Genomic DNA, 22,450 nt, shown 5'->3' on the forward strand with positions numbered 1-22,450 from the left:
TGTGGGGGTGGGTTAATTAGCTCGTTTATATCTATAAATAAAACGTCTATCCTGTACATCACTTCTCCCCTACCAACAGAACTTACACCTTCTTCGCCCTAGGGCTCTGGCCCTAGCTTCTGAGATGCGGCTGATGCCATGGGTACAGCGATTGAGGCCTCGGCAATATCCTTTATGGTAGGTATAGGCATTTTTGCTATTGCAGATGAGGTAATTGCCGCTATTGCTTTCTTTTTGGCTAAGCCAGTATATACCTATACCCATTCAAATTTTGAATAAGTTCAACACTGTCAAATTAAAACTTGTTAGCAGTCAACCAATTAAGACTTACACAACAAGGCCATTGGAATTCTAAACTTTGAGGAAGTTCGGTCTATGCTTTTAAAAAAATTTAACTACCTTTAGTTTGTTCTGAATAAAAAACGCACCAATAAAATATAGAACTATTGGTCATAACAAAAATTGAATCATTATTAAATACAATGACATGAACTCAAAAGAAATAGATGCACTAATTAAGGACCACTATTCTGGACTAGAAGTTAAGCCAATTCTAGATGGAATAATTAATGAAGATTTATACAATAAGGCAAGTTATAAAATATTATGGTTGCTCAAAGAGCCTTATGATTTAGGGGATGGAAAAGGCGGATGGGATTTACGAGAGGGAATAAATAAAGAGCCAGGTGTATATGCAAAGTACAAAACTTTGAAAAATATTTCTATCGTTACATCCTCCATCTTAAATAATCAATCATATGATGAGGTCGATAAGGTGAATGCGCCCCAAATATTAAAACAAATAGCTTACATCAATGTGAGTAAACTGCCAGGAGGGACTCAAAGCAAGTATCCTGAATTGAATAATTATTACAAACAAAACGAATCAATACTACAAGAACAAATAAAATATTGCGATCCTGATATTGTAATTGGTGGTAGTGTTTTGTATTTGTACCTGAATACTTTCAGCCTCAAAGGGGAAGAAGCAGAGCCATTACCTGAAATGGCGCGCCGCTATTTCATGAAAAATGGAAAACTTTTCATTGATGCATACCACCCGAGTCAGATCAAAATAAGTGAGCAAAAGTATTGTGATGGAATAAAAAAGGTGTTTGATCATTGGTTGCAAAATAAAAAATAAAAGCTACGCCTAATAACGCTTATATGCCATCTGTGTACTCTCTTAACTTTGATGGCGGCACATATGGCATATAGGTAAATAGTTGCCATCGGTACGTTTAAACTGAATGCATATCATCTAATTACCGATCAACAACTACCGAGAAGTTTACGAGCAGTTGATTCTGAATTTAGACTTTCAGTTTGAGTGGCAGGGAGCTGGCTAGAGCTATAGCTAACAAGCACATATTTTTAATCTGCCTCATTAAACGCATTAAGATGGAGGAGGTCCCAAGTGGAAACCTCCTTTATGTATAATAAAAAACAACTTATTTTTTTGGTTACAGTTAGCTACTTGCTTCTAGCTTGTAATCCGGTAGAATACAAGCAAAAAGGTAAAGTGGTCAAAGTAGATCCGAGTCATTTTATAACAGACAACCTTTTAGCTGAAATAGAAGAAAAGGTAGTTAAGCTTGATGGGATTGAGACAGATTGCTATGTCATTAAGTCTAGATCGAGAGCTGTGGAGCATCCAATGGGGCCTTGGTGTCCTACCCACTTATCTGATGGGGCGGATAAAGGCGGGATTTGGTTTAAGGACGGGAAAGTGTATGATGTTACGGGTGAATTCATTGCACATTTGGATAAATTTTATAATGACGAAGAGTGGAAACTTTACCGAGAAGACAGCAGCATCAATGTAACAAATACCTTAGAGGGGTGTCTAGGGGCGGCCAAGCCCAATGTAGAAAAAGCCTATCAGAATCATTGTGTAGAGTGTCTACCCGAATACTTTGAGGATCAGAGCACGACCTTTATCATCCCTATTAGCCCAGTTTACGCCAGTCGTCCCTCTAGTTCTAGGCATAAAGCTCTTGGTTTAGCCTTTAATGGGGTAAAATTTGATCCTCCTGCCCCAGAAAATGCAATTTTATCTGCTCATACCTTGGCTCCATTAGATGATCATGGCGGGCATGTCAATCCGCATGGTGGTTATCATTATCATGCGGTAACGGGCTCTATAAAAGAGATCAAACAAGAAGATGGTCATGCGCCTATGATTGGCTATGCTCTTGATGGTTTTGGCATATATGCTGAATTAGACGAGGAGGGAAAGCCTTCAGAAGATTTAGATGAATGTGGTGGGCACTTTGATGAACTTAGAGGGTACCATTACCATGCTGGTCCTGCTGGTGGCAATCAAATTATAAAGTGCTTACATGGTTTAGTTGGCGAACAAATAAGCAAGGAATAATTTTCTAGGGCCAAAAGCCATCTATCAAAAGGAGCGAAGCGAGGCGGCTGAGGGATGGATAGCAGTGGCCGCAGGCCAGACCTAGTTTTTGAGCGTAGCGAAAAAACGCAGGGCCGAGCGACCCGACCAACGGGAGCCGACGCAGCGAAGCAAGTAACAGCGAGCTGCGACAACCAGCCCCGCAGGGGCGCCAGTTCGATGACCAACGGGAATACACAGCCCGACCCGCCTGCAGGGCGGGGCAGCCCCAAAAAAGAGGCAGAAAAACAGAGAATTGTTGCTAAGTTCTTAGCTTTGTTGCAGACAGCAAAAAAGCAATGAGATGAGACAATTTTCTAGAGAACAAAAAAAGCAAGCTTTGGCTGAGCGGGAAGCGGGTCTTAGTTTGAATGAGATTTGCCAGAAGTATCGGATTAGTCGCAAGACCTTTTTGAAATGGAAGGAAGAGGAGCGGCTGGCCAATTTGGAGCGAGTGCCCAAGGCGGAGTATGAGGCTTTATGGCTGCAGCACCAGGTTCTTCGTCAGCAATATCGGGAATTAAAAGAGAATGTAGCTATTGCGACCGCCCAATTGGAGGCCCGTAGAGAGCTATTGGCCCGTTTACTGCCCAAGGGAGAAGAGCAGTAATCATTTTGGCCAATTTAAAACAGAAAAAGCCCGATCAGCGTACTGATCGGGCTTTATATTTTGGCTATACAGCCGTTTCTTCTAAAAGAAGACTACTTTCTAGTAACGAGCGAAACCAAAGTCTTGGATAACGTTAGCACCTTCGAAAACAGAAACAGTTAGGTAAGAACCGCTGTAGTAGAACTCAGCGTTTTCAGTATCACCAGCACCGTCGATGTAGTTAGCGCGGAAATCTTGAGGATAGATACGTACAGAAATGGCATCTTTAGGAGCAGGTACTTCGATAGAGTAAGTACCGTTAGCGCCTACAGTAGTCGTGTAGTACATGTACTCAGAACCGTTGTTCAAAACAGAAACGTTAGGGAAATCGTCGGGATCAACGCGAACGATAAGCTCAGTTCCGCTAGGAGCGTAAGTATCGGCAGAAGTAGTGTCATTTACGGGAGCGTAAACGATACCAGAAACAGTAGCCATACCTGCATTTTCCATTACAGTTACAGTCTGAGGATCATCAACTTTCTTACAAGAAGTGATAGAGAAGGCAAATACAGCCAAGATGAAAGTTACAACTGCTAGATTTTTCATAGCTTATATAATTAAGTGGTAATTATTAAAATAAGAATATAAAAGGGAAAATATAAAATGAACGAAAGTTCAGATTAGAAGTGGAACATCAAGTTGATAGCTCCTCCGTAATCGGCAGTATTGATACCGAAGTTAGTCAAAGTACCAGCATCTACATCAGTGATTTCAACCACCTCTTGAGTAGCGGGGTTAAACTCTTCTGTAACTACTTGTGAGCGGTTAGTACCTCTGTAAGCAATACCTAGGTAAAACTCAGCGCCCAAAGAGATTTGGGGAGCAACGAAGTACTCAACACCAGCAAAACCACGAGCTCCGATAGAGAAAGTGTTTGCTCCTCTTGCAGAAACTTCACGGCTAGTCGCTCGGCTGCTAGCACCTGAGTTAAAGTTAGTAGTAGTGGTAGGGTTTTGGTTATCAACAGTAATCTCGTTACCGTAAGTATAAGTAGAGCCAGAAGTGCTCATACCGATATTGGCTTCAGCACCGTAAACACCTACGATACGGCCTTTGCTGCGGCGCCATTCTAGACCACCACCCAATTCTACAGTAAAAGTGTTAGACACTAGTTCATCTTCTACCTCGATGTTGGTCTGGTTTTGACCGTCCATCATCACGCGGTTTACTTGTTGAACAGTGTTTTGGTTTAGGCGGAGGCGACCACGGATAGCTTGGCTTTCCGAAAGGAAATACTTACCGTACAACTGCAAGCCCGAGTTGTTATCTACATAAGTAGCCGACAAACCGTTGTTGCTTGTGTTGTTGAAGAAGTCACCGACATAACCCAAGAAGGGGGCAGCATCAAAGCCAATAGCGAACTGGCCAGCTTCGGGCATTACGTCTAGACCATTCTTGCTGGTTACTTGTTCTACCTGAGCGTTAGCTACAGCTGCGAACAAAACCGCCATCAAAAAAATCGTCAGTTTTTTCATAATGAAAATTAAGGTTTAAAAATGAACAGCTAAACATTAGGGAAATGTTTGACTGCATTAGTAAATATCTGGATTGCTCTTAAGAGGGCTCGTCCTCCTCTTTAAAATTTAAGAGCGCCATGAATTACAGTGCAAATGTAGGGGCCTTTACCCCATAAAAGCAAGTCTTTTTTCTTTTTTTTACATTTTTTTAACAATCACTCAGAAAATGCTAATTACTAGGGATTTAGACCACTATTTTTTGGGTAAAAAATAGGTCTTTTGTCTATTTATTCTTGATCTTAGTCCAAACTTCTTCTACGCTATCTACAGGCAATTGGCAGGCATAATTTTCACAGAGGAAGATTTTGCTTTGGCCATCCGCTTGTTCTCTTCCTGCTAGCAGGGGGAGATTGGAGCTCTTTTCGGTAGCGGCATAGATCAGGTTGGGGGCAAAGTGACTTTGCATTTCCGCGGCCCAGTTAGCAAACTCTGAGCCAACAATAGCCAGTTCTTTAGTGGGGTATAAAATCTTAAATAAAAAGTTGGCCCATCGGCCAAAGGACTGAGGATATTTGCGAATACTTTTGCGCATAGCTGCGGCCATTTGGGCCGCTCGTTCTCTATATTCGGCCTTATCTAGGAGGATGCCTAGCTGCTCTAAGTTGTGCATCAGGCTTGAGTTTCCAGAGGGGGTTGCGCTATCGTAGAGGTCTTTTTTGCGGTACAAAATGTCAGTCTGTTGCGCAGAGCTATAATAAAAGAGGCCTGCTTCTGCCGAATGGTCGGCTATGCAGGCTTGCATCAATTGGTCGGCCCGTTGCAGATGCTTTTCCTCAAAGCTGACTTCATAGGCCAAAAGATGGGCTTCTATCAAAAAGGCGTAATCGTCAGAGAAAGCGAGTTGTGGAGCAATTTTGTCTCCAGCATAACTATGTAGTAGTTGTCCTTTTTCATTTTGCAGGCGCTTTTCTATTTGCTCCAAAATGCCCAAAGCCGCCTTTTTATATTCGGGCAAGCGGATGGCCTGATAGGCTTTGAGTAAGGCGCTGGCCAAAAGTGCGTTCCAAGAGAGGATAATTTTCTCATCTCGGCCGGGGCGGATGCGCTGGGCTCTGATGTCTAGCAGATGTGCCTTAATTTTATCTAATTCTTGTTGCAGTTCTTCGGGATCTAGCTTGCGGCTTTGGGCAAAGCCGGCCAGACTTTGGGGTCGGCGCAAGATGATTTTGCCCTCCCAGTTTCCTGCGGGAGAGGCATCATAAAAGTCTAAAAAGATTTGTTTCCAGGGTTGGGGCCAATTGGCCAGGGCCCTTTGCAGTTCTTCCCAGTTCCAGACATAAAACTTTCCTTCTTCGCCTTCAGAATCGGCATCTAGGGCCGAGTAGTAGGTTCCTTCTGGGCTTTGCATTTCGCTTTGCAGCCAGTTCCAGCATTCGGCAATGGTTTGGGCGTAGAGTGGTTTTTGGGTCAGTTTATAGCTATCGGCCAATAGGCCAATGAGCAGGGCATTATCATAGAGCATTTTTTCAAAATGCGGAATTTTCCAGTAGCGGTCTACGGTATAGCGGGCAAAACCACCGCCCAATTGGTCATAGATGCCGCCGTAAATCATGGCATCTAGAGAGAATTGGAGCTGCTGCATGGCTTTTTGGTCCTTTTCGTAGTAGTAGCTATTGAGCAGGTAGCGCAAAGACATGACGGAGGGAAACTTTGGGGAGTGGCCAAAGCCGCCCGCTTGTTCGTCAAAATTATCGGCCAATTGGTCCAGACAGTAGTTCCAGTCGCTGGCCTTAAATGGCGAGTCGCCATTTTGGCCAAAGTCGATGCCCTCGGTCATTTTGTCTTCTCCTTTTTGCAAGAAGTTGTAGAGTTTATCGGCTTGGTCGATAATGGTTTTGGGTTGTTCTTGCCAGACCTTGCTGAGGTTGCCGAGCACTTCCATCCAGGAGTTTCGGTTTTGCATTCGGCGGGGCGGGAAGTAGGTGCCGCCAAAGAAGGGGCGGCCGTTGGGGAGCAAAAAGCAGTTGAGGGGCCAGCCGCCTTGTCCGCCGGTCACTAATTGGACAGCCTCCATATAGATATGGTCCAGATCGGGTCGTTCTTCTCGGTCCACTTTGATGCTGACAAAATGCTGGTTCATGAACTCCCCTACCCTAGGGTCTTCAAAGGATTCTTTTTCCATGACATGGCACCAATGGCAGGTAGAGTAGCCGATGCTGAGGAGGATCATTTTGTTTTCGGCTTTGGCTTTGTCTAGGGCTTCTTGACCCCAGGGATACCAATCGACGGGGTTGTGGGCGTGTTGTTGTAGGTAGGGGCTGCTTTCTTTTTGGAGTCGGTTGCTGTATTTCATTTTGTTGTTGTTTTTTTTGGGGGCGTTACTCCTTACCGTCGTCGAACTGCGGCTTGTAGCCTTGTTGTCGTTGTCGCAGCTCGCTGCTGTTTTGGGGCCTCCCGCCTTCGGCGGGCGCTACGTTTCGCAGCTCGCAGGTCTGCTCGGCCCTGCGGCGGCTTTGCCGCCTTGGTCTGGCCTGACGGCCACTGCTTCACATCGCTAGGCCAGCTGCTTTTGGCCTAAAATAAGGGCTATTTGGGATTTTCTTGTGCTAATGCGCTTTAATTTCTGCTGTAAGGGTGGTATTCGTCGCTACGCTCCTCATTTGCTGATGATGTCCCCGCCCACCCTCCCCTCTGCGGGATTCCTTAAGGGAATCCCTTGGGGAGTTTGGGCCAATTGCTATTTTTTAAGGGGTGAGGAGCGGAGCGACGAACGCCATGCTGGGCGCTTTGGCCCCCAAGGCCAAAGGAGCCCAGCCCCCAGGCGGGGGCGGTGCAAGGGAAAGCCAAAACTGAAATGAAATATTTTGAGGGACGGATCAAGTAAAGTGCAAAGCAGGAAGTGGCCGCCGCCAGCCGCCGTCCGGGCGCGCTTGGCGCGAGCCGGCGAAGCTTGAAGCCGCAAAGCGGCTTGTAGCTGAGCCGCGGGGCAGCCTGGCCTAGGGACCTGTAGGGCTGGCCGCAGGCCAGAGCAAAGCCCGAAGGGCTGAAGGGCCGAGCAGAACTGCGAGCCCCAAAAGGGCCCGGCCGCCGAAGGCGGCAGGCCCCAAAAAAAAGCTACTCTAAATAGAGCAGCTATAAAGCATTTTAGTACAGTTCTTCTTTTTCTTCTACCGCCGCCTGATAATCACTTAATTTTAAACTTTTACTCTCTTGGGCAGCTGGAGCCTGCGATACGTTTCTATTGCCATACCAGCTTCCATTTCCTTTGCATCGGCGGCGTTTTTTATAGGGGCTTCCGCAAGAGGCCAAAACAAAAACAGCTAAACAACTTAGGGCAATAATCGATTTAGTTTTCATAATAAAAATCTATTAGTTCTAAAAAATGAGGATATATGAACAAACGAAAACCAAGTCACAAACGCTGGCTTATCCTAGCTATTTCTGGTCTTTTACTGACCGGTTTTGGGCTTTCGCTCTTAGGCGAAGCCATTATGGCCAAGGCCCAAAACCAAAGCTTTTATAGCTGGGGAAGCTGGGGCACGGCCGCCCTGCTCTGCTTCAATACGGGGCTATCGCTTTTTGGGGGCGCTGTTATTGAGCGCTATAGACTATTGCAGCAAGCCGAGCAAAAAGAAAAATAGCCCAGCCTAGCAGGCTCGGCCCAACTGGCTGCAAGCCAGAAGGATGAGCGCTGCGAAAGGGGGGCCGAAGGCCAGACCGAGCTTTTTGAGCAAAGCGAAAAAAGCGAAGGGCCGAGCAGACCTGCGAGCCCTGAAGCATAGCGACCCAAGGCCGAAGGCCGCAGGGACAGCCCCTGATCCTCATAAAAAAAGCCCTGTTTCTAAGAAACAGAGCTTAAATTTAGCAATTTAGAGACTAGGCCTTTTCTGCAGTCTGTACCCGCAACTGAAAGCCATTGCCATGAATATTGACAATCTCGATATTTTCATCGGGCTTGAGATATTTGCGCAACTTAGTCACAAATACATCCATAGAACGGGCCGTAAAGTAGTTGTCCTCTCCCCAAATTTCTTTGAGGGCCACCGAGCGGGGCAAAACGTCATTGACATAAACGCAGAACATTTTGAGCAACTCCGCCTCCTTGGGTGACAATTTGTCCTCTGCCGTACTGCCATCGGCTGCCGTGAAGGTCAAAATGCGCAAAGGATAATCAAAATGGAAGCGGCCAAACTCAAACTCCTTGGCCGAGCGATCCTTCTGCTCACTTCTTTGGCTGCGCTTGAGCACCGCCTGAATGCGATAGAGCAACTCCTCAGAGGTAAAGGGCTTAGAGATATAATCATCGGCCCCAGCCTTAAATCCCTTGATGACATCCTCCTTCATGGTTTTGGCCGTGAGGAAGATAATCGGAATCTCTTGGTCCAGTTGTCGGACATCCTTGGCCAAAGAAAGGCCATCTTTTTTAGGCATCATCACATCAAAGATGCAAAGGTCATACTGCCCTTCCTTAAATTTTTCGAGCCCTTGTTCGCCGTCTGTAGCCAAAACGACATCAAAGTCATTCATTTCTAGATAAGAAGATAATACATCGCCAAAGTTGCGGTCATCCTCTACCAGTAGGATTTTATTGTTATCAGTCATAGAGTCTCTTATTTTTTAGGGTTACTGCTCTTCATCGATTGCTTGAACGGTTGCATAAAATGTACCAAATTTTAACATTTGGCCGCTTTAATCCTCTTGGTGTTTATAGGGAAAGAAAAGCGTAAACTTGCTCCCCTTGCCCTCTTCACTTTTCACCTCAATATGTCCAGCATGGGCCGTCACAATGGCTTTCACATAACTAAGGCCCAAACCAAAGCCCTTAATATCGTGAATATCGCCTGTGGGCACCCGATAAAATTTATCAAAAATGTGTCGGCGGGCCTCCTTAGAAATGCCCAAACCATGGTCTTCTACCGTAATTTTGATTCCGCCAGAAGCATCGCGGCTATGCAAAATGATATGCGGTTTTTCAGGAGAGTATTTGTTGGCATTATCCAGCAAATTGTGAATCACATTAGTAAAATGCGTTTCATCGGCTTCTAGTTCATGCAGGCTAGCTTGTAAATCGAGCTCTACCTGCCCATCTTTTTGGGCCAATTGCAGCATGATCTTCTCGGCCGCATCTCGCATAATCTGATGTGCATCAATAATTTCCATATTCAAAGAGAACTCTTTTTTGTCTATTCTCGCCATCTGCAAGACTTTCCCCACCTGCGAGTTCATCCGCTCATTTTCTTCCTTAATAATATGTATAAAGCGCTCGGCCTTATCCACCTTACCCATTTTTACAAAGTTGCGCACGGCATCGGTGGCCAATGAAATAGTGGCAATAGGCGTCTTAAACTCATGCGTCATATTACTCAAAAAGTCGCTCTTCATTTCAGACAACTTCTTTTGTTTCAAGATAATATGAATGGTATAATAAAAGATAAAACTCACAATGCCCGTAAAAAAGATGGTCAGAATAATATTGGCCAATAAGCTCTGCCAAATATGGTACTGCTTATAGGGAAAATCAATATAGATCCGAGCCGTTTCCTCCTCCAAAGAAGGGTACAAACTCGCCATATATTTAAAGTCTTCTTTCTTAAAATAGGCTTTCTGCTCGGCCTTTTTGCAAATGGGGTTGAGGCGCAAAAAACTGTCGGCCCGCACATCATAAACACCATAGGCGTAGGGCCCCTCCACCCCTTTTTTGCTCAGCTCAATTTCAATCAATCGGTTGAGCTTAGACCAATCCAAACGATCCGTCAAAGGAATATTCTGCACCAAACTATGATGCGTAAAATAGGTCTTAAATTGGGTCATAAAGGCTTGCCCACCCCCTTTTTTCCAGCTTCGACTCCTCTTCTCTCGGCTAAAAAAGACCGTTTGCAAACGCCCAACGCCCTCCACCTCAAAGGTGTCTACAGAAACCGCCTGATTGTTGGTATCCTGGTAAATCAAAGAGGTGTGTATGGCCTCTACCTCGGCCAAAGTCCGCAGATCCCGCCCCAAATCTTGCCCTTCCGACAGTTTAGGGAGGTCGTACATTTCCGCCATCCGCTTAATATCGGCCTGCTCCAGTTTAGAGACCACATGCTCCAAAGCCGCATGAATATTATTGTCAAAAAGCTCGGCATTGAGCATAATAGCCCGCTGGATCGAATAGACTTGTACGCCAAAGATCCCCAAAAGAGCAATGCTCATCACCCCAACAATTCCTATAATAGACGATCGATTCATGCCATTAACTGATTTACTCCTTCCAAGAAAGAAAGAATCCCTGATCTTCAGAAGGTTCTAAAGGCTTTTTTGTTTTTTTTAATGTCTCTACTGCTTTTGGGGCCTCCGCGGCGGCTTCGCCTTGCGGCGGTTACTCCCTTTGGTCGTCGAACTGCGCCCTAAAGGGCTTGTTGTCGTTTATTCCCGTTGGTCATCGAACTGGCGCCTCTTCGAGGCTGGTTGTCGCAGCTCGCTGCTGTTTTTGGGGCCTCCTGCCTTCGGCAGGCGCTACGTTTCGCAGCTCGCTGCTCGCTCGGCCCTGCGCCGCCTTCGGCGGCTGGGTCTGGCCCTTTGGGCCACTGCTGCACATCGCTAGGCCACTCCCTTCGGTCGTTCTAGACCCAAAAAAAAGGGCCACTTTTCAGCAGCCCCAAGTTCTATTTACTATAAGTTGATTTTCGCTTTTCTACAAAAAGTGCCGAAATAGAACGATGCTCATGGGTGTTCCTGATGGCCCGAGAAAATAACTTAGCCGTAGATACTACCTTGATTTTTTCACTCTTTTCCTTCAGTGGAATCGTATCCGAAACCACCAATTCGGTCAAAACTGACTTTTCTAGCCGCTCATAAGCTGGGCCAGAAAGTACCGCATGCGTACAAACCGCCCGCACCGAACGCGCCCCCTTGTCTATTAAGGCCTGCGCCGCTGTGCATAAGGTCCCTGCCGTATCAATAATGTCATCAACCAAAATAACGTCCTTGCCTTCTACATCTCCAATTACAGTCATCTCGGCAATTTCATTGGCCTTTTTGCGATATTTGTCGCAAATGACTAACCCACAATCAAAATGCTGCGCATAGACTCTCGCTCTTTTAGTGCTGCCCACATCTGGAGAAGCAAAAATGAGGTTAGCGGTGTCTAGGTCTTCCAGATACTCAAAGAAGATCCCCTCACTCTTTAGGTGATCTACGGGAATATCAAAAAATCCCTGAATCTGATCGGCATGTAGGTCCATGGTCATAATCCGATTGGCCCCAGCCGCCATGAGTAAATTAGCCACCAACTTGGCCCCAATAGCTACCCGCGGCTTGTCCTTGCGATCCTGTCGGGCAAAACCAAAATATGGAATTACAGCCGTGATGTAACCAGCAGAAGCCCGCTTGGCCGCATCAATCATTAAGAGCAATTCCATGAGGTTTTCTGTGGGCGCAAAAGTAGACTGAATGAAAAACACATAGGCACCACGAACCGATTCTTTGATGTTTGCCTGAAATTCTCCATCCGAAAAACGCTCAATACTCATGTCTCCCAAAGGCTGACCATAGTAGTCTACAATCCGCTCGGCCAGATAACGAGAATTTTGCCCAGAAAAAAGTTTTACATCACTAACGAGTTCCATAATAGGAGGAAGTTTTAATGAAATCCGCTACAGATTTCTATGAATGCAATCTAAGTTGTTTAGCTAATCAATAAAAGGGCGAGCCACAGAAGTTCAAGCCACCCCATAAAAAAAGCCTTCAGCCAAAGGCCAAAGGCATAATTCTTTTATTTAGAGCGCAGTAAATAACGCATATTACCAATTACAATATATTTTAAGGTTTGGTTCGAACCCTCTACCAAAAAGATTTCTGACTCTTTGGAGGTGACCTCATTAACTACCTTTAGTATACGAGCTGGCACCTCTTTCGCCTTAATCGGATCAAAGAAACGCGAACGCTTGTTTTTCTTGATCTTAAAGACCTGCTTGGGGTTTGCCTTGTTTCTGCTGTCACTGATCTTAATGAACTGCTCCCGCTTCTTCCGACGCTTCCCCTTAGGGATAATCACTTCCTCAAATTCAATGCTCACCAAGTCCTTGGCGTAAATCCGATTGAATTCCAAATGATCGTACTTCAGTGCTAAGGTAGAAAATGGCACCACTTTCTGCTTATACAACTGCTCCTCATCTACCAAACTAACATCGCCCAATTGGGTAAAATATAAACGGTCTCGATCCAACTGATAATCTGGAGTAGGCGCTATATAATATATATGCTCCGAACTGGTCGGCTCCTCCTGATAATGCAATTTCACCAAACGACCACGGTCACAATGAAACTGAATAAACCCCTGTATCTCCGGATTCTGCAAGTCAATCAAAGTCATCACAAAGCCAAAAGCCTTAGATTCCGTTTTATGAATGTGCATGGTCACAGGCTCTTTATTAGGCGCCGCATCTATCCCCGCTGTCGAAAACCGAATCTTTTCACTAATCGTGACCTTGGTCCCCGTGATTTCAAATACGGCTTGCCCATGCTCTAAGGGACTGTCATAATGCGCCCCCCGCAATTTGGCCCGATAGGGTATAATAGTGTTTCCTCTTAAGTCATAGTCATATAAGTAGTCCCGATCCTCTACATAGGTAAATTTCTTTTTAGGTACTTCCGGAATCTGTGCCGAAAGTATCTGCGGGACAAATAATATCGTCAAACAAAAAATGAGTAGTTGTTTCATATTAGCTTATTCGATGAAGTCATTTAAATCTGGTATTTCGGTCGCTATGGTTTCAACTAATATACCAAAAGCCCCCTAAACCTTGTAACTAAAGCCGAGAAAAACGGTCCAAACTGCCATCCTCTATGCTCCTAAGAAGCTCTTCTAGCTTGTTCTCTACCCCCTCAAAACAGGCCGGAGCCGCAAAATCCTCGGCCCGATAATGATAGAGCTGCCAAGCTTTGTCTACATACTCTAAAGCCGAACGGTGCTCCATCCAATCTCCTGAGTTTAAGTAGGTCAATTGCCCAAACTCGGTCACTATCTCCCGATGCTGAGGCCGATGTACATGCCCGCAAACTACATAGTCGTAGCCCTTGGCCATACCCACCTCAATCGCTTTTTGCTCAAAGTCATTCATTTTTTGTACCGCCGCCTTTACCGAGGCCTTCAATCGCTTAGAAAACTGGCTAGGCGGTACCCCCAAAGGCTTCAACAAACGGTTCATCCCCCGGTTCAACATAATGCTCCAATCGTAAAATTGCCCCCCTATCTTGGCCCAAAAACGCCCCTTATGTACCGAGGGATCATAAGCGTCGCCATGAAAGAACCAAGCCCGCTTGCCATCCAACTCCAAAAGCAATTTGTCCTGCAAGTAGATGTTGCCCAAACGAAAAGGAGTCAACCGACGTAGACTGTCGTCATGGTTGCCCGTTAAGTAATAAACAGGCACCCCCGACTCGGCCAAGTTCATGAAGTGCCGCAAAACAGCCCAATGGGCCTGCGGAAAATACCCCTTCCGAAATTGCCAAATGTCTATAATGTCTCCATTCAAGATGAGCATTTTAGGCGCCAAGCTCTGCAAATACTGCAATAAGGCCTTGGCCTCCGAGCCCTGCGTGCCCAAATGCACATCAGAAAGGACCAATATGTCGATTTCTCTTTTGTCTGCCATGGGGAAAAGTTGGAGATTACTGCTTCTTACCTACAAAACTAATGTATTCCCAGACCCCCATATAAGCCGACCGCACTTTGTTCACTATAGGCTCAAAGTTGTCTCGCAAAAAAGGACGCAAATGCCCGTCCATCCGCACATGATGATTCCCCATATGACTCTTGAACCAGCCCTGCTTGCTGTCATGAAAATCGACTACCGCTATATAGCCCCCTACTTTGAGGTCTTTCTTGGCCTGCTTCAATAAGTCTTCCCACTGTGGGTTGATCATGGTCAATGAATAAGAAAACAAAATGGCATCATACTGCCCGTTTTGCCCCTCCGCATCCTGGCCATAAGGCTCATGCACAACCTGCACCCGCTGACCAAATGGCGCCACCTTCTTGCTCGCAATATCGACCATATCCGTAGAGACCTCATAGGCCTTGATCTCCGCCGCAGGAAAGGTCTCGGCCAATATCTTCGTATTGAAACCCGTCCCACATCCTACTTCCAAGATCTTTATCGAGGCATTCCGCTCTAAGGGAATGTCTTTAATCACTTCTACCCGACCAAAGAGAAAACTCCATCGCGTTAGATCATAAATTTTTGACTGAAATTTGTAGTACTGGTCCATACTACTCGCTTGCTCTTTCGAGTCTTTATGCGCTGTTCCCATACACTAATTCTTGTTCTTGATGTACAAACTTATTTCACTGTCCCTAAATAAACACTGCCATAAGTCCCTACCCGATCCTGAAAATGACTTTCCTTCAATTCCTCCTCCGAGGAAACCCAACTGACCCGCTCTTTCACAAAATCAGGAAAGAAGTCGATCCGCATGGCCGCAGAACGCATCAAGATTTTTGTGCCCGGCCGACTGTTCGCCAAAATACACTGCCACTCTTCCTCTAAAGCAGGCACATCATGCGCCGCCAACCAATCCTGATGGTCCAATAGTACATAATGACTGTATTTGCCCGGATTGTCCTTCAGAAATTGAGAAAAACTTGTCGTATGCGTATGGATGTTGTCCGCCCGCTCTCGCAATGATAAATAATTCTCCTCTCGCAAATAACTCGGACAGCAATCTTTGGTGTAATGCCCATTTACATAGACCTGCCAAAAGTAGTTTTCCTTGATGTCCAATTCCGTAAATACATGCCGAACCGCATCTACCACAAAACTACTCACGCCCCCAGGATATTCTTCAGTAATTAACCGACGCTGCGCTCTAGGTACACCCGCCAAGGCCAAAGAAAAATGCCGACTGATGGTCCAACGTACCGCCTTGTTAAACAATTTGCGCTCTACCTGCTCAAAATATTGCTCCTGCTCTTCTAAGGTCTCCGCCTTGAGCAATTTCAATACCTTGCTGTGCAAACTAGGCCGCATCTGCATATAACGCACAAACAACCAGGCTAATGTGCCCGAAGATCCTCTATAATAAAAACTCTTCTTAGGCCCCTTGCCCTCAAAGTAGCTCATCTTTTGGTCCCAAAATTCCTGCGCATAAGCCGGCAAATGTGGACGCAATTGCTGCCGATAAACTTCCTCCGCCTGCGCATGCTTGCCATCGCCAAAGTAGTCGTACAACTCATCATAAGAGCTATGCTTAAATAAGCTCTTCTTAAATTCTAATAAGGCATTCTGCCGAGAATTTAAATCAATACAATGAATGGCCTTGGGGTCATCCAACAGATAATCTAGGGCATTGCAACCCGCACTCGTAATCATCACAATCTCGCTATCTGGCTCAATTTGCATCAATTCACGATCGCAACGAGGGTCTTCCCAACAAATGTTGTAAACAAGGCTTCCACCATGCACATTCTTAAATACCCAATCTCTAAAATGGTTAATCATAAAGTTTAGTTTGTTCGCCCAATTTAGGGGCGGCTGAGGGCCTTTGCTTTCAGGCCCAACTAGTTTGGGCAAAAATAAACATTTTTTGCAGACTCACTAAACTAGATGTTAGGCAATGCTCGCTTTCTCCTCAGCCAATTCTGCTTCTAGCTTATTTTTTTGGGGCCTCCTGCCTACGGCAGGCGCTACGTTGCGCAGCTCGCTCTTCGCTCGGCCCTGCGGCCTGACGGCCTGGGTCTGCGGCTGCGCCGCACTGCTGCACATCGCTAGGCCGCTCAACAGTTATTTTCAAGCTTATCTTTCTGCTTCGGCCATAGGGCGGTTTACTTAAGCTATTCGCAATTTGTGAAACGGCAATTGTAAAGCCAGCTATGCTATTCGCAATTTGTGAAATGGCAATTGTAAACCCAGCTGTGCTATTTGCAATTTGTGTAATGGCAATTGTAAACCCAGCTGTGCTATTTGCAATTTGTGTAATGGCAATTGTAAACCCAGCTATGCTATTCGCAATTTGTGAAATGGCAATTGTAAAGCCAGCTATGCTATTCGCAATTTGTGTAACGACATTTGTAAATTGCGGTGAGCTATTTGTAATTTGTGAAAGGGCAATTGTAAACTGCGGTGAGCTATTTGCAATTTGTGAAAGGGCAATTGTAAACTGCGGTGAGCTATTTGCAATTTGTGAAACGGCATTTGTAAACTGCGGTGAGCTATTCGCAATTTGTGAAAGGGCAATTGTAAACTACGGTATGCTATTCGCAATTTGTGAAATGGCAATTGTAAAGCAGGGTATGCTATTCGCAATTTGTGTAACGGCATTTGTAAACCCAGCTGTGCTATTCGCAATTTGTGTAACGGCATTTGTAGGGACTGTTCAGGAGTTTGTGCATTAGAATAAAATTTGGGCCTTAGCTGCTTAGGATTTGGCCAATCATCGCCTAGGGACAAGCCCCTAGGCTAATCTAATGGGTTCAACCCTCTGCGAGGGCCTCAACTGTTGATATACAAGGCCTTGTTTAGTTGTTATCGCAGAGAAGGACCTCATCCAAAGGCCCTCTTTAGAGGGCTGTCTGAAAAAGCTAGCCTAGGGGCTTGTCCCTAGGCAGCAAAAAGGGCAGACACAAAATTTTAAACAGTCTCTAACAATCCTCTCTTAGGGAAAAAGAAAATCCCCTCGCAGGAGGGGATGGCAATTTGGTTCTTATGAACTTTATGAGCGTAGTAGGCAGAGAAAAGGGCCGAAGGCCCGCAGGCCTAGCGATGTGCAGCAGTGGCCGTCAGGCCAGACCAAGGCGGCAAAGCCGCCGCAGGGCCGAGCGAATAGCGAGCTGCGAAACGTAGCGCCCGCCGAAGGCGGGAGGCCCCAAAACAGCAGCGAGCTGCGGAACGACAACAAGAACTTTAGTTCGCAGTTCGACGACCGAAGGGAGTAACCGCCGCAGCTTTGCTGCGGAGGCCCCAAAACAGCAGCCTTCACTAGCTTCCTTTCTGTAGCATTCTTTGAATAGATTGGCCAAAAATGAGGACGGCAAAAAGGGCAAAACAAAGCAGTTTGAGGGCCATATTGCCTAGTTCTAGGGCTTTTTGGTCCCAACCCAAGCCGTAATATAAAAGCGTAATGCCCAAAACGGGCAGCAAACTCAAGAGCATTTTGCCCAAAGGCAGGCGGGGCGCTTTCAGCCAATAATCGCAGACCAACCAACTGAGTAAAAACATAATCATATAGGAAACCAAGGTGGTATAAGCCGCCGCCTGATAGCCATAGAGCGGGATAAAATAGAAGTTGAGCAGTAAATTGCCCAAAGCCGAGGCCAGCAAAATAACCGTCAGGTAAATATTGACCTTTTGGTACTGAATATAGCGGTTGTAGAGCAGCGACATACTATAAAAAATGTAGCCCAGAATAATTATGGGCACAATATAGAGCGACTGCTGAAAATTATTTTTGCTAAAACTGAGCAGCAAACTGGCCAAATCGACCGCAAAGAGGAGGAGAAAAACGCCCCCCAGCAAACTCAACTTATGGATACTATAGACCTGAGGGCCCAATTGCTCATACTTTTGCTCATTCATTATTTTATGATAAGCGGGATTGGCTGCATTTTGAAGGGCCGTAATCAGGCCCAGCAAGAGCATACCAATTTTGTAGGCAAAACTATAGAGGCCCGCCTCGGCATGGCCTAATTGGCTATTAATCAGCCATTGGTCAAAAGAATTGAGCAAAAAGCCTCCGATAGAATAGGGAATTAGGGGGAGGCCATAAGTCAAAGCGTACTGAAAATGCTTGCGTTCCAGATGAAAAGGCTGAATAAAAGGCCAGATACGCCAGATAAAAATCAGGGCAAAAAAGCCAGCAGCCAGCATCTCCCCGATAATTTTGCCCATATAGACCCGGCCTGTTTCATGCAAAAGATACATCCCAACACAGGCCAAAGCGAACTTGCTATATTGCCAAGCCACATTAACAATGCTAATTTCCACACTCTTTTGCTGCTCTCTTTTGAGTTGGAAAAAAATATAGTAAAGCACCCCAACATAGCCCATCAATAGCAAATAGGCAATCGTTTCTACGGGCAAGTTAATAAACTCAGCAATCGAAACTCTAAAGTAATATGCCAAACCACCCAAGGCCAGATTAACCAAAGCCGTAGCAGTCAGCACCGTACTCACAAACCCCTTGACATCTGCTCCTTCCTCATGAAAATAGCGACTAATAGCCAAATGTAAATTAAAGGACAAAATAACAGAAACAACACTAAGGTAGGAAATAAATATACTAGCCACCCCATACTCTGCCTCATCCATAAAATAGGTAAAGACAGGCAGAGAAACGATGCCTAGGCCTTGAGTCAAGAGCGTACCCAAAAAGTAGATACTAGAATGTTTAAACACATCAAAGAAAGAAAAAGAGCGCAAGCGCTCTAAAAGTTGGGCCAGCATAAATGAACATTAAATTAATCGATAGAAGAAAATGGCCCTAGTAGAAAAAGCAAGCTGCTGCACTAGAAACCTAGTCCAGCAACTCCTTATAGAAGCCTTTAAATGCCTTTACTTTTTTCGGATCATCATCATACCATCTCGGAGGGGTAAAAGCATAGGCTCCACCCGTTTATCTTCTCGAATCTTTTTATTTAGGGCATCGATAGCGATTGTTTTTTTCCCTTTGAGCTCCTCCTCGGCCACCTTGCCGCTCCAGAGCACATTATCGATAATAATACATCCGCCGCTTCGCATTTTGGGTAAAATGAGTTCATAATAATTGTCATAATTCATTTTATCGGCATCAATAAATGCCAGATCCCAGTCATCGCTTAGCTGCGGAATAATATCTAGGGCGGCGCCGATGCGCAGCTCAATTTTTTGGGCCAGGTCAGCCTTCTTAAAAAAGCCATTAACGGCCTCCTCTAGCTCCTCATTAATGTCTATGGTCAGTAGGCGTCCGCCGGGCGCCAAACCTTGAGCCAAGCAAATAGCCGAATAGCCTGTAAAGGTCCCTACCTCTAAAATCTTTTTGGGGGCCAAGAGCTTGCTCAACAAAGCCAAAAAATGGCCTTGCAGCTGCCCAGAAATCATCTGAGGCATTAGTACATGCAAATGCGTATAGCGTTCTATCTCTTTGAGGATCTCATCGGGAAAAACCGCTGAATGCTGCTCGCAGTAATCTTGTATATTCTTGGGCGGAAAATCTAACATAAATTGCTGTTTTGTAGTGCGTTAATCTTTTTTAAGCCATTTTTAATAGCAAAAAAATTAGACATATTAGTTTAATATACGTATATTTGATTAAGGTCAAAATTTAGCCAAATTTAAAAATATACTACGCTATGTGGAAGGAGCCAGCTATTTTTTCGCAAAGAAAAGAATATCACGAAGAGGAAGAGGTCCTATTAATGGACCCCTTAAAAGATGAAATCAAGCTTTTGGTTTACAATGACGACCACAACACCTTTGATTGGGTCATTGAGTCTTTTATGGAGGTTTGCGGTCATACCAGCATTCAGGCCGAGCAATTGAGCTATATGATTCACTTTAATGGCAAGGCGGTGGTAAAAACAGGGACCAAAGCCAAGCTAAAGCCGATGAAAGAGGCCTTGTTAGATCGGGGTTTATCGGCTGTTTTGGAGGATTAAAACGAACTACCTACTAACCTAAGTTGGACAAACATTGCAGTAATTAATGGGGGCTTGGCCCCTTTTTTTATGAACTCAATTTAAACATAACATATATGTACAACTTTCTTTCAAATGACAACATTGACGAATTTCCGCCCATAGAAGAGGATTTGGATGGTATTGTAGCGGTTGGGGGGCAGCTAACGACCGCCCGTTTGCTTTCTGCTTATCGCAAGGGGATTTTCCCTTGGACTGCTGCCAAGCAACCTATTATGTGGTGGTCTCCGGATCCGCGGATGCTCATGCGGCCAGAGGAGGTAAAGATTAGTAAGTCCATGCGGAAAATCTTGGCCCGTGGAGACTTCAAAATCACTTTGGACACCGCCTTTGAGGAGGTGATTCGCAACTGTGCTAATATTCCCCGCCGCGGCCAGGAGGTTGCCGAGGGAGAAGAATCTGGGGCTTGGCTCTTGGAGGATATGCAAGAGGCCTACATCAACCTGCATAAGGCGGGGCATGCCCATTCTGTAGAAGCCTGGCAAGATGGCGAATTGGTTGGGGGGCTATATGGTGTAGCTGTGGGTTGGAACTTCTCTGGGGAGTCTATGTTTTCCAAGGTTTCTAATGCCTCTAAGGCGGCCTATTTGACCTTAGTGCCGCTTTTGGGCCAGCTTGGTTTTCAGTGGATTGACTGCCAGATGTACACGGAGCATTTATCCAGTCTTGGGGCTCGGCTCTATCCTCGAAAAATTTACTTAGACTTTCTTAAGGAGAATGAGCAGGAACCTGGTATTCAGGGTTCTTGGACGCATTTGCTTTAGTTAGCTTTTGGAGCTGTCCTGGGTCGTTAATGGCTTGGGGCGGCTCATTTATCCCCCGCTCCTATTTTAACCACCATAATCAATATGAACAGAAAAGAGCGAAAACGTTTTGGTTCTGCAGAAAGCCCTTGCTTAGAGATGGGGTATGAGGCGGGGCCTCGAGAGGAATTGGTCCAGAAAGGCTTATTGGTTCTTTGGGCTAAAAATACGGTATCTATAGAAGTAGATGGAGAGCCCTTAGCCTTGGGGCCGGATGAGCTTCTTTTTTTGGGGCCAGAACAAAGGCGGCAATTTTTGGCGATAGATGGCCTCTCCTACTTACAATTTAATCCCTTATTTCACTGTATTTTGGAGCAGGACCAAGAACTGGGCTGTAAGGGGCGCCTATTTTTTTCGGCTGCAGAGCTGCCTAAAATTGCCTTATTGGGCAGATTGGGACAAAAGATCAAACAAATTTGGGCCGAGATAGAGGAAGAGCTGGTCCTAGAAGCGCCGCATAAGCTCAGTTTATTGCGTAGTCTGCTGCGCAACCTACTTATCTATGCCAACCGCCTTTATTTGGAGAACCACCAAAAAGCGGCAGAAAAATGGCCACAGGAAGAGCTGGTTCGAGAATTTTACTATTTGGTCAATCAGCATTTTAGAGAAAAGACCAAAGTGAGTGATTATGCCAAATTGCTACATCGCTCGCCCAAAACGCTGAGCAATCTGCTCAAGGAATTGGGCCATAAAAGTCCGCAGCAGTATATTCAAGAAAGGAGAACCCTAGAAGCTCGGCGTTTACTTATTTACAGTAATAAATCAATAGCTGAAATTAGCAGCGAATTGGGCTTTGAGGAAAAGCGCAGTTTTAGTCGTTTTTTTAAGCAGCAAACCCAATTCTCCCCCACTGAGTTTAGGCGGCAAAAAGGAAATATGGCTACATCTTAGGGAAAAACGGTCTTTTTTTTCGTTCAGCAATCTGTTTACTTTGCAGTATACAAGTATTACTATTAAAAGCATTCATCTAATGAGCGTAAAAATTGAAATCAGTAATGAGGGAAGCCACTTTGTCTCTAATGTGCACAATGGCCAAGTAGACATGCAGTTGGATCTTCCAATGGCTGCTGGCGCCCCTTATAGTGGTTATTCTCCAGTAGATTTATTATTGTCTAGCATTGCCTATTGCAAGCTGGCCACGGTTCGTTTTATTGCCATGAAAAATCAATGGAAGCTAGAGAAAATCACGGCTCAATTGGAAATGAAAGAGGACATGACTGGCGAGCTTCCTGAAACCAGCGTAAGTATGAAGATGCAGATTCAGGGAGAATTGAAGGAAGAACAGAAAGCCCAGCTTTTGGCTGCGGCTAATCACTGCCATGTTCATCAGCTTTTGGAGGGTAATTGGAAAATTGAAGACATCCAGTTGGAATCGGAAGTCTTGAGTTAGGTACTGACCTAAAAATGTAGCTATTTTGGATAAGGTCCTATAACAGTTGATGTTGTAGGGCTTTTTTTTGATGTAAAAAAAGGCCCCAGCTTCTGGATTAGAAGCTG

At 45.3% G+C, this 22,450-nt stretch carries 22 protein-coding genes; 9 read left to right on the top strand and 13 right to left on the bottom strand.

Going from position 1 to position 22,450, the window contains the following annotated elements; translation table 11 throughout:
- Positions 1 to 487: 487 nt before the first annotated feature.
- The 3 genes from SGRA_RS06855 to SGRA_RS06870 all read left to right on the top strand — a co-directional run bounded on the left by SGRA_RS06855 (position 488) and on the right by SGRA_RS06870 (position 3,005).
- The gene (locus tag SGRA_RS06855) at positions 488 to 1,144 is read left to right on the top strand and encodes a hypothetical protein (protein ID WP_015691901.1); all 657 of its coding nucleotides are present in this window, start codon (positions 488 to 490) and stop codon (positions 1,142 to 1,144) included.
- 513 nt (positions 1,145 to 1,657) lie between these two features.
- The gene (locus SGRA_RS06860; protein ID WP_245538654.1) at positions 1,658 to 2,377 is read left to right on the top strand and encodes a YHYH protein; all 720 of its coding nucleotides are present in this window, start codon (positions 1,658 to 1,660) and stop codon (positions 2,375 to 2,377) included.
- Positions 2,378 to 2,699: 322 nt separating this feature from the next.
- A complete protein-coding gene (locus SGRA_RS06870; protein ID WP_015691904.1) occupies positions 2,700 to 3,005 on the top strand; it encodes a transposase in 306 nt (101 codons plus the stop codon).
- A gap of 99 nt (positions 3,006 to 3,104) precedes the next feature.
- On the opposite strand, the gene SGRA_RS06875 is transcribed toward SGRA_RS06870, so the two are convergent.
- The 4 genes from SGRA_RS06875 to SGRA_RS06890 all read right to left on the bottom strand — a co-directional run bounded on the left by SGRA_RS06875 (position 3,105) and on the right by SGRA_RS06890 (position 7,858).
- Positions 3,105 to 3,590 carry a hypothetical protein gene (locus SGRA_RS06875; protein WP_015691905.1) on the bottom strand — a complete coding sequence of 162 codons (486 nt, stop codon included), beginning with the start codon at positions 3,588 to 3,590 and terminating at the stop codon, positions 3,105 to 3,107.
- Positions 3,591 to 3,664: 74 nt separating this feature from the next.
- Positions 3,665 to 4,519, bottom strand: coding sequence for a hypothetical protein (locus SGRA_RS06880; protein ID WP_041329535.1), 855 nt, complete (start codon positions 4,517 to 4,519; stop codon positions 3,665 to 3,667).
- Between the two features lie 265 nt (positions 4,520 to 4,784).
- Positions 4,785 to 6,854 (bottom strand): thioredoxin domain-containing protein, encoded by a 2,070-nt coding sequence (locus tag SGRA_RS06885; protein ID WP_015691907.1) that lies wholly within the window; start codon positions 6,852 to 6,854, stop codon positions 4,785 to 4,787.
- Positions 6,855 to 7,645: 791 nt separating this feature from the next.
- A complete protein-coding gene (locus SGRA_RS06890; protein WP_015691909.1) occupies positions 7,646 to 7,858 on the bottom strand; it encodes a hypothetical protein in 213 nt (70 codons plus the stop codon).
- 35 nt (positions 7,859 to 7,893) lie between these two features.
- Between SGRA_RS06890 and SGRA_RS06895 the strand changes: the two genes are divergently transcribed.
- Complete coding sequence (locus SGRA_RS06895; RefSeq protein ID WP_015691910.1) at positions 7,894 to 8,142, top strand: hypothetical protein; 249 nt, start codon at positions 7,894 to 7,896, stop codon at positions 8,140 to 8,142.
- A 235-nt stretch (positions 8,143 to 8,377) separates the two neighbouring features.
- Here SGRA_RS06895 and SGRA_RS06905 read toward each other — a convergent pair whose 3' ends face one another.
- From SGRA_RS06905 to SGRA_RS06935, 7 genes are all read right to left on the bottom strand, one after another.
- On the bottom strand, positions 8,378 to 9,103 hold the full coding sequence (locus SGRA_RS06905) for a response regulator transcription factor (protein ID WP_015691912.1): 726 nt from the start codon (positions 9,101 to 9,103) through the stop codon (positions 8,378 to 8,380).
- An 87-nt stretch (positions 9,104 to 9,190) separates the two neighbouring features.
- On the bottom strand, positions 9,191 to 10,729 hold the full coding sequence (locus tag SGRA_RS06910; RefSeq protein ID WP_041329536.1) for a sensor histidine kinase: 1,539 nt from the start codon (positions 10,727 to 10,729) through the stop codon (positions 9,191 to 9,193).
- Between the two features lie 416 nt (positions 10,730 to 11,145).
- Positions 11,146 to 12,108, bottom strand: a complete 963-nt coding sequence (locus SGRA_RS06915; protein ID WP_015691914.1) for a ribose-phosphate pyrophosphokinase — start codon at positions 12,106 to 12,108, stop codon at positions 11,146 to 11,148.
- Between the two features lie 146 nt (positions 12,109 to 12,254).
- Complete coding sequence (locus SGRA_RS06920; protein ID WP_015691915.1) at positions 12,255 to 13,202, bottom strand: hypothetical protein; 948 nt, start codon at positions 13,200 to 13,202, stop codon at positions 12,255 to 12,257.
- An 88-nt stretch (positions 13,203 to 13,290) separates the two neighbouring features.
- Entirely contained in the window at positions 13,291 to 14,136 is an 846-nt protein-coding gene (locus SGRA_RS06925) for a UDP-2,3-diacylglucosamine diphosphatase (protein WP_015691916.1), read from the bottom strand.
- Positions 14,137 to 14,152: 16 nt separating this feature from the next.
- Positions 14,153 to 14,794, bottom strand: coding sequence for a class I SAM-dependent methyltransferase (locus SGRA_RS06930; protein ID WP_015691917.1), 642 nt, complete (start codon positions 14,792 to 14,794; stop codon positions 14,153 to 14,155).
- A gap of 29 nt (positions 14,795 to 14,823) precedes the next feature.
- Positions 14,824 to 15,981: a BtaA family protein gene (locus SGRA_RS06935; RefSeq protein ID WP_245538655.1), complete on the bottom strand. Its 1,158-nt coding sequence runs from the start codon at positions 15,979 to 15,981 to the stop codon at positions 14,824 to 14,826.
- Positions 15,982 to 16,352: 371 nt separating this feature from the next.
- Here SGRA_RS06935 and SGRA_RS06940 point away from each other — a divergent pair, with 371 nt between their 5' ends.
- Entirely contained in the window at positions 16,353 to 16,874 is a 522-nt protein-coding gene (locus SGRA_RS06940) for a hypothetical protein (protein ID WP_015691920.1), read from the top strand.
- Positions 16,875 to 17,457: 583 nt separating this feature from the next.
- Here SGRA_RS06940 and SGRA_RS06945 read toward each other — a convergent pair.
- Positions 17,458 to 18,921, bottom strand: a complete 1,464-nt coding sequence (locus SGRA_RS06945) for a lipopolysaccharide biosynthesis protein (RefSeq protein WP_015691921.1) — start codon at positions 18,919 to 18,921, stop codon at positions 17,458 to 17,460.
- Positions 18,922 to 19,029: 108 nt separating this feature from the next.
- The gene (locus SGRA_RS06950; protein ID WP_015691922.1) at positions 19,030 to 19,674 is read right to left on the bottom strand and encodes an O-methyltransferase; all 645 of its coding nucleotides are present in this window, start codon (positions 19,672 to 19,674) and stop codon (positions 19,030 to 19,032) included.
- Positions 19,675 to 19,805: 131 nt separating this feature from the next.
- Between SGRA_RS06950 and SGRA_RS06955 the strand changes: the two genes are divergently transcribed.
- The 4 genes from SGRA_RS06955 (at position 19,806) to SGRA_RS06970 (ending at position 22,343) form a co-directional block, all read left to right on the top strand.
- A complete protein-coding gene (locus tag SGRA_RS06955; RefSeq protein WP_015691923.1) occupies positions 19,806 to 20,111 on the top strand; it encodes an ATP-dependent Clp protease adaptor ClpS in 306 nt (101 codons plus the stop codon).
- Positions 20,112 to 20,206: 95 nt separating this feature from the next.
- Positions 20,207 to 20,914: a leucyl/phenylalanyl-tRNA--protein transferase gene (aat, locus tag SGRA_RS06960; protein ID WP_015691924.1), complete on the top strand. Its 708-nt coding sequence runs from the start codon at positions 20,207 to 20,209 to the stop codon at positions 20,912 to 20,914.
- A gap of 84 nt (positions 20,915 to 20,998) precedes the next feature.
- On the top strand, positions 20,999 to 21,844 hold the full coding sequence (locus SGRA_RS06965; protein ID WP_015691925.1) for an AraC family transcriptional regulator: 846 nt from the start codon (positions 20,999 to 21,001) through the stop codon (positions 21,842 to 21,844).
- Positions 21,845 to 21,923: 79 nt separating this feature from the next.
- Positions 21,924 to 22,343: an OsmC family protein gene (locus SGRA_RS06970; protein WP_015691926.1), complete on the top strand. Its 420-nt coding sequence runs from the start codon at positions 21,924 to 21,926 to the stop codon at positions 22,341 to 22,343.
- Positions 22,344 to 22,450 lie beyond the last annotated feature (107 nt).

The sequence above is a fragment of the Saprospira grandis str. Lewin genome (genome assembly GCF_000250635.1).
In the GTDB taxonomy this organism is placed as follows: domain Bacteria; phylum Bacteroidota; class Bacteroidia; order Chitinophagales; family Saprospiraceae; genus Saprospira; species Saprospira grandis.

Coding starts and splice junctions, on each gene's coding strand:
- SGRA_RS06970 (WP_015691926.1), top strand. CDS start 21,924: ATGAGCGTAAAAATTGAAATCAGTAATGAGGGAAGCCACTTTGTCTCT.
- SGRA_RS06855 (WP_015691901.1), top strand. CDS start 488: ATGAACTCAAAAGAAATAGATGCACTAATTAAGGACCACTATTCTGGA.
- SGRA_RS06875 (WP_015691905.1), bottom strand. CDS start 3,590: ATGAAAAATCTAGCAGTTGTAACTTTCATCTTGGCTGTATTTGCCTTC.
- SGRA_RS06910 (WP_041329536.1), bottom strand. CDS start 10,729: ATGAATCGATCGTCTATTATAGGAATTGTTGGGGTGATGAGCATTGCT.
- SGRA_RS06965 (WP_015691925.1), top strand. CDS start 20,999: ATGAACAGAAAAGAGCGAAAACGTTTTGGTTCTGCAGAAAGCCCTTGC.
- SGRA_RS06920 (WP_015691915.1), bottom strand. CDS start 13,202: ATGAAACAACTACTCATTTTTTGTTTGACGATATTATTTGTCCCGCAG.
- SGRA_RS06890 (WP_015691909.1), bottom strand. CDS start 7,858: ATGAAAACTAAATCGATTATTGCCCTAAGTTGTTTAGCTGTTTTTGTT.
- SGRA_RS06895 (WP_015691910.1), top strand. CDS start 7,894: ATGAACAAACGAAAACCAAGTCACAAACGCTGGCTTATCCTAGCTATT.
- SGRA_RS06925 (WP_015691916.1), bottom strand. CDS start 14,136: ATGGCAGACAAAAGAGAAATCGACATATTGGTCCTTTCTGATGTGCAT.
- SGRA_RS06870 (WP_015691904.1), top strand. CDS start 2,700: ATGAGACAATTTTCTAGAGAACAAAAAAAGCAAGCTTTGGCTGAGCGG.
- SGRA_RS06880 (WP_041329535.1), bottom strand. CDS start 4,519: ATGAAAAAACTGACGATTTTTTTGATGGCGGTTTTGTTCGCAGCTGTA.
- SGRA_RS06930 (WP_015691917.1), bottom strand. CDS start 14,794: ATGGGAACAGCGCATAAAGACTCGAAAGAGCAAGCGAGTAGTATGGAC.
- SGRA_RS06935 (WP_245538655.1), bottom strand. CDS start 15,981: ATGATTAACCATTTTAGAGATTGGGTATTTAAGAATGTGCATGGTGGA.
- SGRA_RS06940 (WP_015691920.1), top strand. CDS start 16,353: ATGCTATTCGCAATTTGTGAAATGGCAATTGTAAACCCAGCTGTGCTA.
- SGRA_RS06885 (WP_015691907.1), bottom strand. CDS start 6,854: ATGAAATACAGCAACCGACTCCAAAAAGAAAGCAGCCCCTACCTACAA.
- SGRA_RS06950 (WP_015691922.1), bottom strand. CDS start 19,674: ATGTTAGATTTTCCGCCCAAGAATATACAAGATTACTGCGAGCAGCAT.
- SGRA_RS06905 (WP_015691912.1), bottom strand. CDS start 9,103: ATGACTGATAACAATAAAATCCTACTGGTAGAGGATGACCGCAACTTT.
- SGRA_RS06860 (WP_245538654.1), top strand. CDS start 1,658: ATGGGGCCTTGGTGTCCTACCCACTTATCTGATGGGGCGGATAAAGGC.
- SGRA_RS06915 (WP_015691914.1), bottom strand. CDS start 12,108: ATGGAACTCGTTAGTGATGTAAAACTTTTTTCTGGGCAAAATTCTCGT.
- SGRA_RS06945 (WP_015691921.1), bottom strand. CDS start 18,921: ATGCTGGCCCAACTTTTAGAGCGCTTGCGCTCTTTTTCTTTCTTTGAT.
- aat (WP_015691924.1), top strand. CDS start 20,207: ATGTACAACTTTCTTTCAAATGACAACATTGACGAATTTCCGCCCATA.
- SGRA_RS06955 (WP_015691923.1), top strand. CDS start 19,806: ATGTGGAAGGAGCCAGCTATTTTTTCGCAAAGAAAAGAATATCACGAA.